Origin of the sequence: Gillisia mitskevichiae (assembly GCF_003634585.1) — a bacterium.
In the GTDB taxonomy this organism is placed as follows: domain Bacteria; phylum Bacteroidota; class Bacteroidia; order Flavobacteriales; family Flavobacteriaceae; genus Gillisia; species Gillisia mitskevichiae.
Window position 1 is genome coordinate 38,356 of record NZ_RBLG01000001.1, and the last position, 11,970, is coordinate 50,325.

Genomic DNA, 11,970 nt, shown 5'->3' on the forward strand with positions numbered 1-11,970 from the left:
GATTAACCCATGCAGCAGATATTCAATTTTCTTATCCGCAATAAGAATAACATCTTATTTCTGTTGCTGTTTGGCCTGTCTTTATTTTTGACAATACAGTCCCATTCTTTTCATAAAAGTAAATTTATAAGTTCTGCCAACTTTATAACTGGTGGCATCTATAAGAAAGCGAATAATATTCAATCTTATTTTTATCTTGAAGAATACAATGAGCGTCTTTTAGAAGAGAATAATCTATTAAGGAATAAACTCTCCAACGTCCCAGATACTTTGTTCAATGACACTTTTATTGATTCTACGGTTTATGAGGGAATATATGAATTTAGAACTGCTAGAGTAATAAATAACAACTACTCCAAAGTAGACAATTACATCACTTTAGATAAGGGCCGAAAAGACAATATTTTACCAGAATCTGGGGTAGTTACAAGTCAGGGAATAGTTGGAATCATAGATAATGCATCTAAAAATTATTCCAGAGTGATCTCGATCCTGAACAGTGATTCCAAAATAAATGCACAGCTTAAGAAAACAAATCATTTTGGTTCTTTAGTCTGGAATGGTAAAGATCCAAATATAATCCAACTAATAGATGTTCCTAGATTAGCTCCTGTTAAAAAAGGAGATACCATTATAACTGGAGGTAAATCTTTAATTTTTCCACGAGGGATTCCAATAGGGAATATTGTAGGTTTTGCTTTAGATGAAAATGGAAGTTACTACACAATAGACATTAAGTTATTTAACGATATGACTAACATTGGTCATGTATATGTGATCGTGAACAAGGATAGAAAAGAAATAAGAGAATTGGAGGATATAGATGACTAATACAATTATCTCAAATAGCATCCGGTTTGTGGTCTTGGTATTATTACAAGTTCTACTTTTAAATAACATCAATTTTATGGGTTTTATAAATCCATATTTATACCTTCTTTTTTTAATCGTATATCCATTTAACACGCCACAAGGTTTATTTATGCTTATCGCTTTTTTATTAGGGCTTAGCATCGATACTTTTGAAGATAGCGGAGGGATACATGCTGCAGCTTGTGTGTTTATCGCATATATTCGTCCTATAATTTTAAGATTTTCATTCGGTATAAGTTACGATTACCAAACTGTAAAATTATCGAACACTCCATATGGAGCAAGGCTAAGTTATATTATCTTAATGGTGCTTCTTCATAATTTATTGCTATTCATTTTAGAGATGTTCAGTTTTTCACATGTATATTTAATATTGAAAAAGACATTTTTCACGAGTATTTTCACTATACTTTTAGTCTTAATTAGTTTGACATTATTTAAACCGAAAAGACGATGAGAAGGCTGTTGTTGTATATAATAATAATTACTACTGGTTTTATATTTTTAGGTAGATTATTCTATTTACAAATTGTAGATGAATCTTTTGCACGTTTAAGTGAAGACAATGCAATAAAGGTGGTTTATAATTATCCGCAACGAGGTTATATTTTCGATAGGAATGGAGAATTGTTGGTTTCTAATCAACCTTCTTATGATGTTATGGCTATTCCTAGAAATGTGAAGCCTTTTGATACCTTAGAATTTTGCAGCATATTAAAACTCACCCCTGAGGAACTTTCTAAAAAATTAGATAAGGCAAAAATTTATTCGCCTAGGCTTCCTTCTATAATTGTGCCTCAGCTCACCAAATCTGAGTATGCTTACCTTCAGGAGAAAATGCGTAAATATCCTGGTTTTTATATTCAGAAGCGATCTTTACGAGACTATCAAACTCAAAATGGCTCCAATGTTCTAGGATATATTGCTGAAGTGAACAATAAAATCATAGATGATAATCCATACTATATTTCTGGAGATTTAATTGGGAAACAAGGGGTTGAGGGTCAATATGAAGAATTACTTCGCGGAATAAAAGGAGTAAAATACATACAGAAGGATAGATTTAATAGAGATATTGGACCTTTTAAAGAAGGAGTTTTTGATACTTTACCTAAAAAAGGCAAAGATGTTACCATATCCATTGATGCCATGTTACAGGCATATGGGGAGAAATTAATGGAGAACAAACGCGGGGGAATTGTAGCAATAGAACCAGCAACTGGAGAAATTCTCTCCCTAATTACTGCTCCTAGTTACGATCCTGCTCTACTTATGGGAAGGCAACGATCTGCAAATTTCACAAAGCTTTATTACGACACCATAGCAAGACCTTTATACGACAGAGGTTTATTAGCAGAGTATCCCCCTGGATCACCCTTTAAGACTATAAATGCCCTTATTGCACTTCAAGAAGGCGTAGTAGATGTGCACGACAAGTTTTCTTGCAATAGAGGATATGTGTATGGAAGAGGAAGAAAATTAGGCTGTCATGCGCATGCAAGTCCGTTAGATATGATCCCAGGAATTGCACAGTCCTGTAATGCCTATTTTGCAAATGTGTACAGAAGGATCATAGAAAAATATCCAACTCCACAGGAAGGGGTAAATACTTGGGCTAAACACTTAAACAGTTTTGGTCTAGGCCAATTCTTAGGTTACGATCTGCCTGCCGGAAGATCTGGGAAAATTCCAAATGCCGATTATTACAATAAAATATATGAATATCCAACTTACAAGTGGTTTGCAACTGCAACCATTTCTAATGCAATTGGACAAGGAGAAGTTTTAATGACCCCAATACAATTAGCAAATATGACCGCGACCATAGCTAATAAAGGCTGGTTTTATACTCCGCATATTCTAAAGAGTATTGAAGGAGAACCAATTTCTGATCCAGATTATACTAAGAAACATTTCACTACGATAGATAGTGAACATTTTATCCCAGTTATAGAGGGAATGCATCAAGTATATAAAGTAGGTACCGCCTCTGCCCTACAAATCCCAGGTATTGAAATAGCGGGAAAAACTGGAACAGCAGAGAACTATACCAAAATTAATGGTAAAAGAACTCAGCTAACAGATCATTCGATTTTTATAGCATTTGCGCCAGTGGAAAATCCTAAAATTGCCATTGCGGTATTTGTGGAAAATGGATATTGGGGAGGTCGTTATGCAGGTAGAATTGCCAGTTTAATGATAGAAAAATATCTTAGAAATAGCATCTCAAGAAAAGATATGGAAACTTGGGTTCTTACTCACAGTTTAGAAGATGAATATTTAAAGCCACATAGTGGAGAACCTTTCTCAATTAATAACTAATGGCGAAAGGCACAATTAGCTTTGATTGGGTTACTATATTAATATACCTTTTACTAATAAGTTTTGGGTGGATGAATATCTATTCAGCCTCCTTAGGGGATGCACCTTCAGGAATTTTTGATTTCGATCAGATATACGGGAAACAAGCTCTTTGGATGATCCTGGGATTGTTTATGATCGTTATTATATTATCTATCGAGGCAAAGTTCTATATGAAATTTTCGAGTGTTTTCTATATTATTTCCCTCGTTTCAATTTTAGGATTATTTGTCTTCGGAAAGACCATTAATGGGGCTACTTCATGGTATGTGTTTGGCGGAATAAGTATACAACCTGCAGAATTCGCAAAGGTTGGAACCGCCTTAGCTCTGGCGAATTATTTAGGAGATATTCAAACCAATATCAAACTTTTTTCAAATCAGCTTAAAGCATTCTTTATAATTGCTTTGCCCGCGCTAATTATTCTCCCTCAACCAGATGCAGGAAGCGCTATGGTATACGCAGCTTTCCTCTTCCCTTTATATAGAGAGGGGCTATCTGGAATTTACTTATTCCTAGGCTTTGCAGGAATAACTATATTTATCTTAACTCTTGTTCTAGGGCCATTATACGTATCTATTGCTGTAGCTATTATTTGTTTGTTCAGTTTACTTCTGAAAAAGAGAAGACGACCTACACCTCTTGTCCTCTTAGGAATTATTATAGGCGCTATTGCACTTTCTTATTCTGTAGATTATATCTTTCAGAATGTGTTCGAACAACGCCATAGAGATCGTTTCAATATAGTTTTAGGAAAAGAAGTAGATGCCCGAGGAATTGGCTACAATACCAACCAAAGTGAAATCGCCATAGGTAGTGGTGGCTGGCTAGGAAAAGGTTGGACAGAGGGCACACAAACCAAAGGTCAATTTGTTCCTGAACAACATACAGATTATATTTTTAGTACAGTTGGTGAAGAATGGGGGTTTTTAGGCACTTCCTTAGTAGTTCTTTTATTTGTGGGACTTCTCTTTAGATTATTACATCTTGCAGAAAGACAGAAATCCACATTTAACAGGGTCTATGGTTATAGCTTAGTAGGAATTATGTTTCTTCACTTTCTCGTGAATATAGGTATGGTAACAGGGATCTTCCCAACCGTTGGAATACCACTACCTTTCTTTAGCTATGGAGGTTCAGGCTTATGGGGCTTTACTATACTACTATTTATCTTTGTAAAACTAGATTCAGAAAGAATGGCCTTTTAATCTGTCATTGAGAATTTAATTCCAACTCCAGCAAGGATCTAATTATTTGTGCCCTTCCTTAAGTAATCATCATGACTTACATCGTGCAATTGCCCTGAGTGACTTAATCAATCTTTTTAGTTACAGCGCTCTGCCAATAATAGCACCAGAGCAACAACCACTATAATTACAGGGTAAATATATTTTCTCTTCATAAGTAAATTGTAGAAATAATAAAGAGCCTGTTTAAAAGATTCATTTATACATCCTACTTTGATTGTAATGCTTCAATTATATCAGGATCTCAACTAATTAGAATTAGATCCTAGAAATAATATTCATATTTAACCAATCTTTTTTATGACGTACTCAATTCTTTAAACAGACTCTTAAAAAACTTTTAATTCTTAATTGTAGCTACTTTAGATCTTTTAATATTGTTAACCTTAATATCTTCTAGTACATTAATAGCTTCTTCTATATAAACATCACCAGTTAAGCTGGTATGCCATCTATCTCTCTTTTCTTTCAAGATAGTATCAGATGTATATAATTCAACTTCATAAGGCAAAGATTCATAGGTTAGATTAGAAGTATAATCTGAAATTGCATCAAATCTCTTCGCATCTTTCTCTGTAAGCAATCTATGATTTTGATATGCAGTATAATTTAGTGGATAGATCTCTTCATCTCTTTTTTCCTTCACCCATTTCGCATTTTCAGCAATAAGGTTTAACTGAGCATTATTAGACATTCTAACATTACTATTTTTAATAGCATCTTCAAAGTCTATATACCCATCCCAAATTTTATATTTAGCTGCTTTAATTTGATCCCAAGGCAATGGGTTTTCATAATCCTTCTCCCCAATATCTATATAACTATATCTATCTGGAACAACCACGTCACTTTTAACACCTTCTAACTGGGTAGAACCTCCATTTACTCTATAGAACTTCTGAGTAGTCAACTTCAAGGCTCCAAGATCTCCATATTCATTACTTCTTACAGTTTGATTAAGATCTATCACATTTTGAACAGTACCTTTTCCATAAGTTTGTTTACTTCCAATAATGATCGCTCTTTTATAATCCTGCATTGCGGCCGCGAGAATTTCTGAAGCTGAAGCAGATAATTCATTTACTAATATCACTAAAGGACCATCCCAAAGAATGCTTGGATCTTGATCTTCTAAGATCTCCTGACCTACGCCTTTACTTTTTACTTGTACCACAGGACCTTTTTCAATAAATAATCCAGCGATATCCACAACTGTTTTCAAGGATCCTCCGCCATTGTTTCTAAGATCTAAAACAAGACCTTCCATTCCTGCCTTCTTCAATCTAATAATTTCCTTTTCTACATCTGATGCAGCATTCCTGTCTGCATAATTTTCCATATCAAAATAGAACTTAGGAAGATTTATAAGTCCAAATTCTCTACCCTCTTTATTCACTAAAGCAGATTTAGCATAGGTTTCCTCCAATTCTACAACATCTCTAGTAATGGTAACATCTTCTATATTACCCATCACCTTTTTCTTCACCGTTAAAGTAACCTTTGAATCTTTTGGCCCCTTTATAAGGTTAACTGCATCATCCAAACGCATCCCTACAATACTTACAGGGTCCTTTTCCTTTTCTTGTCTAACTTTTAAAATGATATCTCCTTCGCTTAATTTATCACTTAACCATGCCGGACCTCCAGAGATCACTTCCATAATAGTAATATTATCGCTTTTCTTCTGAAGTCTTGCTCCAATACCTTCTAGTTTACCAGACATTGCAATGTCAAATCGATCTTTATCCTGTGGGGCAAAGTAAAAGGTGTGTGGGTCAAATTCCTCTACAATCGCATTTATGTATACCGTAAAATAATCTTTGCGTTCCAACTCCTCACTAAAATCAAAATATTCATCCATAGAGGTAAGAATAGTTTCTCGTGCTTCTTTCTCCAATTCCACATCAGATTTCACTTTAAATGATGGATCTTTTTCTAATTCTTTTTCTTGAACTTCTTTGCTATCGTAATAATTTCCAAGGGTACTAAACTTCAATTGCTTTCTCCAACGTTCTTTCAATTCTGCTCTAGTAGAGATATAATCTATCTCCTCATAATTGGTATTTATTTCTTCATCTTCAGAAAAATCGAATGGTTCTGCTAAAATCTCTTTATAAATTCCTCGAACTTCTTTCATTCTTTCCAATAACCTATCATGAGTTAAATTGAAAAAAGTAAGATCTTTTCCTCTTATCTGGTCATCAATCTTATCTTGATAAACTACAAATTCCTCTATATCCTTTTCATAGAAAAATCGTTTTAAAGGATCTACAGCATCTAAATAATCTTTATATACTTCTTTGGAAAAACCATCGTCTATAGACTTAGCATCGTAATGTCCTCTTTCAAGCACATAAGTAATAAGATCTATTAGTAATTTATCTTTATTAGGGTCATTGAAAGTTTTCGTAGTAAAACTGCATGATGCAGCCGCCATAAGTAGCACCAACACCAAAAATTTATAGTTCCTTTTCATAAAGCGAATATATTTCATCATTTAATATCAATCTATATGTACTAAAAATTGTGCCAACACTCATCATTTGCACAAATAATTTGTTAGACCACTAAGATAAGCTTTCCTTTGAGAATTATTATTTTAGCAGCCTTAAAATATTTATCTATGTCTCAAGAAAAACCTCTTATATTAGTCACAAATGACGATGGAATTACTGCCCCTGGGATTCGAACATTAATCGAAGTGATGAAAGAACTGGGTGATGTAATAGTTGTTGCTCCAGATAGACCTCAAAGTGCCATGGGACACGCAATCACCATTACCGACACGCTTTATTGTGACGAAGTTACAATCAACAAAAAATATAGTCATAAAGAATATAGTTGCTCTGGAACTCCAGCCGATTGTGTGAAAATCGCCACACAAGAAATTTTACATCGAAAACCAGACCTTTGTGTAAGCGGAATAAATCATGGTTCTAACTCATCTATTAATGTGATCTACTCAGGAACAATGAGTGCTGCAGTGGAAGCTGGAATTGAGGGAATTCCTGCAATAGGCTTTTCATTGTTGGATTATTCTTTAAGTGCAGACTTTGAACCCACAAAGAAATTTATAAAAGCGATCACCAAAAAAGTTCTTAAAAACGGACTTGCAAAAGGCGTGGTCTTAAATGTGAATTTACCTAAACTACAGGAAAAAGAAATTAAAGGAATTAAAATCTGCCGACAAGCCAAAGCTTATTGGGTGGAGGAATTCGATAAGAGAACGAGTCCGCAAGGAAGGGATTATTACTGGTTAACAGGTAAATTTGTAAATGAAGATAGCGGGCAAGATACAGACGAATGGGCCCTAGAAAATGGATATGTTTCTGTAGTTCCTGTTCAATTTGATCTTACGGCGCATCATTATATTAAAGATCTTAACGATTGGGAATTAAATGATTAAAAAACACGTGTTTATTGGTTTCCTTATTGGTTTGTTAGCAAATCTTGCGGGAATATTCTTTTATATTCTGCTTTTTTCAAAAATGAGCTTAGAAGATACCCTTCAACATTCCTTACAAAATGATTATTTAGGGAAAATAATAGCGCTTGGCGCCATATTAAACTTTTTCCCCTTTTTTGTTTTTATAAAGAAAAACCAGATCTATAAAGCGAGAGGAGTTCTTTTAGCTACCGTTCTTATGGCAGTGGTAATAGCAGTTACCAAATTTATTTGATAACTTTCAATCCTTAAAATCCCTTATAATGAAATACTACCTTATTGCAGGTGAAGCTTCCGGAGATCTACATGCTTCCAATTTAATGTTGGCTTTAAAAAAGGTAGATCCAAAAGCAGAATTTAGGTTTTGGGGAGGTGATCTAATGCAAGAAGCTGGAGGAACTCTAGTAAAGCATTATCGGGAATTAGCATTTATGGGTTTTTTAGAAGTGATAGCTAATCTTAGAACCATATTAAAGAATATTAAAGTTTGTAAGAGTGATATTCTAAATTACAAGCCAGATACCATAATTTTTATAGATTATCCAGGCTTTAATATGCGTATTGCCAAATGGGCAAAGGAGTTAAATATCTCTACTCAATACTATATTTCTCCGCAAATCTGGGCTTGGAAAGAAAATAGGATCTCAGCAATAAAAAGGGATGTAGATAACATGTATGTGATCCTACCCTTCGAAAAGGATTTTTATGAAGAAAAACATCAATTCCCAGTTCATTTTGTTGGGCATCCTTTACTAGATGCAATCGCTAAAAAAGAATTAGTTGTTCCAGATGAATTCAGAAAAAGGCATCAATTAGACGAAAGACCAATTATAGCTTTACTTCCTGGTAGTAGAAAACAAGAGATTTCCAAAATGTTGGAAACAATGTTAAGCATTACCGATGATTTTAAGGATTATCAATTTATAATTGCCGGAGCACCTAGCCAAGATCCAGAATTTTATAAGCCATTTATCAAAAAGAAAAATATTCATTTGGTAATGAATAATACTTACGATGTCCTAAGTCTTTCTACTGCAGCACTCGTAACCTCTGGAACAGCTACTTTAGAAACAGCTTTGTTTAAGGTACCAGAAGTTGTTTGTTATAAAGGGAGTACAATTTCTTATCAGATCGCAAAAAGAGTAGTGGATTTAGACTATATTTCGCTGGTTAATTTGATCATGGACAAAGAAGTAGTTACAGAATTGATCCAGAGTGACTTTAATCCGAAAAAATTAAAAGAAGAGCTCGATAAAATATTAGATCCTGCAAACAGGAATACAATATTTGAGGCATACTTTGAGTTAGAAAGAAAGTTAGGGGGAGCAGGAGCTAGTGAAAAGACTGCACAACTAATATTTAATAGTATCATAAAATAACATTTTTATATGAGTAGATATTCTTACTACGTGTTTTTTATCATGTTTTCTCTTTTGCTAACTAGTTGCGGTGCTTCCAAAACCAAAAGGGCTGTTGTCCAACAAAATTTGAATTCCAACGAAGTAATAATCAACCACAAGGCTCCAGAAAATAAAATAAATACAGCTGCGGCCTCAGTACAGCCAAAAGACAACCGGGTTTATAATATCACATCCACTGCACTAAAGTTTAAAGGGACTAAATATAAGTACGGGGGAACTACAGAAAATGGAATGGATTGTTCCGGGCTCGTATTCACCTCATTCTTAGAAGAGAATATACAACTTCCACGCTCTTCCAGAGATATGTCTTTAGAAGGCGAGCGCTTATCTTTAGTAGATGTAAATATTGGAGATCTCTTGTTTTTTGAAACCAATAAGAATAAAAAAGTAATAAATCATGTAGGATTGGTGGTGGAAATTCAGCCAGGACATATTTTCTTCATACATTCTTCTTCCTCCAAAGGCGTAATAGTGTCTTCATTAGCAGACGATTATTGGTTTGATCATTTTGTAATGGCAAGGCGAGTGATCTAATTATTTACTATCTTCAATAGACATTTAGACTTTGGAGATTGTACAACTTTACACTTATAAAACTTACATTTTTTCTAATAGTCGGGATACTATTAGGATTTTATATTGATATTTCGCTCTTCATCCTTTTAACGACTGGTGTCCTACTATTTTCAGCATTCCTAATCACTTATTTTCTAGCAAAAAAAAGTTTCCTTCAAAATCCCATCTTTGGTGTTTTCGGTTTCCTAATGTTCTTATATCTAGGGTTTGTAGCTTCCTATTCCCAACTACCTAAAAATAATTCCGACCACTTTACAAACCATATACACACTATATCAGATGGCTCTTCTCCATTAATTTTTGCTGAAGTTCATGAAATATTAAAACCGGGCGTTTATCAAGATAGATATATTTTAAAGCTTACCCTACTGGATTCAAACTATACTGAAGGGAAATTACTTTTAAATATTTCTAAAGACAGCTTATTGCCAAGGCTAAAAGTTGGTCAACGTCTCGTGACTTTAGGTCAATTTAAAGATATACAAGGAAGTTTAAACCCTTATCAATTTAACTACAGTCGTTATATGAAAACTTTGGGAGTTTACAGCCAACTAAATATTCTCCCAAACCAATTTAAAACACTCGAAACTTCCACAAATTCCTTCCGATCTTACTCCGGGGACTTAAGAGAATACATCATCTACAAACTAAGAAAACAAAACTTCAGTAAAGATGAATTAGCCGTAATCCAAGCATTGCTATTAGGCCAGAGACAGGAATTATCATCCGAAATTCAACAGAACTATGCGTCAGCAGGAGTGATACATATTTTAGCAGTCTCTGGATTGCATGTAGGGATCATTTTATTTCTTCTCAACTGGGTTTTAAAATTTATGGATAGCTGGAAATACGGAAAAGCTGTTAAAACACTCATTCTACTAATATCTCTTTGGGGTTTTGCGCTTATTGCTGGTCTCTCACCATCTGTGGTACGCGCTGTTAGCATGTTTTCCTTTGTAGCTATTGGATTGCAATTAAACCGGAGAACCAGCATTCTAAACACGTTATTTGCTTCACTATTAATTCTATTACTAATAAATCCCCTATTTCTATTTCAGGTAGGATTCCAACTAAGTTATTCAGCTGTCTTTGCTATCGTAGTTTTTCAGCCTGCAATTATGAAATTAATAAATACTGAAAATAAATCTTTGAGATATATTTGGAAGATCGTCTCGGTTACTCTCGCCGCACAAATTGGAGTATTGCCTTTAAGTTTATTTTATTTCCATCAATTTCCGGGGTTATTTCTAATTTCCAACATCCTCATTTTGCCTTTTATGAGCTTAATATTAGCTGTAGGAATTATATTGATATTTCTAATCCTCCTCGGAATAAATCCGTTTCTATTATCCACAACTTATGCTTGGATGATTTCAACATTAAATAACTTTGTAGCATTTATAGCTTCGCAAAACACATTTATAATAAAAGATATTTCATTTTCGCTATTTCTATGTTTATCGTTTTTTGTGCTGCTTATCTCGATATCGTTTCTTCTGAAGAAAATAAGCTTTAGAAATATTGCCTTAGTATTAAGTTCCATAATACTTATCCAAATGGTTTTCTTATATGAAAAGCTGGAAAAACCTATCAACGAGCTTGTGATCTTTCATAGGTCACGAAATACAGATATAGGGATAACACGTAATAATAACTTCAATCATTTTAGTTCCAATACACAGGAAAAACCAGGATTTATAAGAGATTATGAAACAGGAAGTAAATTACAAACCGATACAATTTTAAAGTTGAAGAATATTTATTCATTTGCCGAGAAAGACATCCTTGTTTTAGATAGTCTTGGAATTTATAAAGTGAATAAGCTTAAACCAAAGCTCATATTGCTTACCAATTCTCCAAAATTAAATCTGGAAAGACTAATCACAGATCTAAAACCTGAACAAATAATTGCTGATGGCAGTAATTACAAAAATCTTATTGCGATCTGGCGAAAAACTGCTGAAAATAAAAAGCTCCCTTTTCACGCTACTGGCGAAAAGGGAGCTTTTATAATAAAATCAGTAACTAGTACTGAAGGTAACTAACT

General features: G+C 34.0%; 10 protein-coding genes. 9 read left to right on the top strand and 1 reads right to left on the bottom strand.

Annotation, left to right across the window (positions count from 1 at the left end; translation table 11 throughout):
- Positions 1–9: 9 nt before the first annotated feature.
- The 4 genes from mreC to rodA are packed head-to-tail and all read left to right on the top strand — an operon-like array spanning position 10 to position 4,442.
- A complete protein-coding gene (mreC, locus tag BC962_RS00155) occupies positions 10–831 on the top strand; it encodes a rod shape-determining protein MreC (protein WP_121343917.1) in 822 nt (273 codons plus the stop codon).
- The gene (locus BC962_RS00160; RefSeq protein WP_121343918.1) at positions 824–1,330 is read left to right on the top strand and encodes a rod shape-determining protein MreD; all 507 of its coding nucleotides are present in this window, start codon (positions 824–826) and stop codon (positions 1,328–1,330) included. The genes mreC and BC962_RS00160 overlap by 8 nt, the downstream gene beginning before the upstream one ends.
- Entirely contained in the window at positions 1,327–3,195 is a 1,869-nt protein-coding gene (mrdA, locus tag BC962_RS00165; protein ID WP_121343919.1) for a penicillin-binding protein 2, read from the top strand. Before BC962_RS00160 ends, mrdA begins: the two co-directional genes overlap by 4 nt.
- Positions 3,195–4,442 (top strand): rod shape-determining protein RodA, encoded by a 1,248-nt coding sequence (rodA, locus tag BC962_RS00170; protein ID WP_121343920.1) that lies wholly within the window; start codon positions 3,195–3,197, stop codon positions 4,440–4,442. Before mrdA ends, rodA begins: the two co-directional genes overlap by 1 nt.
- A 379-nt stretch (positions 4,443–4,821) precedes the next feature.
- Here the strand turns inward: rodA and BC962_RS00175 are convergent, their stop codons facing one another.
- Positions 4,822–6,957, bottom strand: coding sequence for a carboxy terminal-processing peptidase (locus BC962_RS00175; RefSeq protein ID WP_121344898.1), 2,136 nt, complete (start codon positions 6,955–6,957; stop codon positions 4,822–4,824).
- A gap of 147 nt (positions 6,958–7,104) precedes the next feature.
- Between BC962_RS00175 and surE the strand changes: the two genes are divergently transcribed.
- From surE to BC962_RS00200, 5 genes are all read left to right on the top strand, one after another.
- Positions 7,105–7,887 (top strand): 5'/3'-nucleotidase SurE, encoded by a 783-nt coding sequence (gene surE / locus BC962_RS00180; protein ID WP_121343921.1) that lies wholly within the window; start codon positions 7,105–7,107, stop codon positions 7,885–7,887.
- Complete coding sequence (locus tag BC962_RS00185; protein WP_121343922.1) at positions 7,880–8,161, top strand: hypothetical protein; 282 nt, start codon at positions 7,880–7,882, stop codon at positions 8,159–8,161. Before surE ends, BC962_RS00185 begins: the two co-directional genes overlap by 8 nt.
- A 28-nt stretch (positions 8,162–8,189) precedes the next feature.
- Entirely contained in the window at positions 8,190–9,305 is a 1,116-nt protein-coding gene (gene lpxB / locus BC962_RS00190; protein WP_121343923.1) for a lipid-A-disaccharide synthase, read from the top strand.
- Between the two features lie 108 nt (positions 9,306–9,413).
- Entirely contained in the window at positions 9,414–9,881 is a 468-nt protein-coding gene (locus tag BC962_RS00195) for a C40 family peptidase (protein ID WP_245983937.1), read from the top strand.
- A gap of 38 nt (positions 9,882–9,919) precedes the next feature.
- Positions 9,920–11,968, top strand: coding sequence for a ComEC/Rec2 family competence protein (locus BC962_RS00200; protein WP_121343925.1), 2,049 nt, complete (start codon positions 9,920–9,922; stop codon positions 11,966–11,968).
- Positions 11,969–11,970 lie beyond the last annotated feature (2 nt).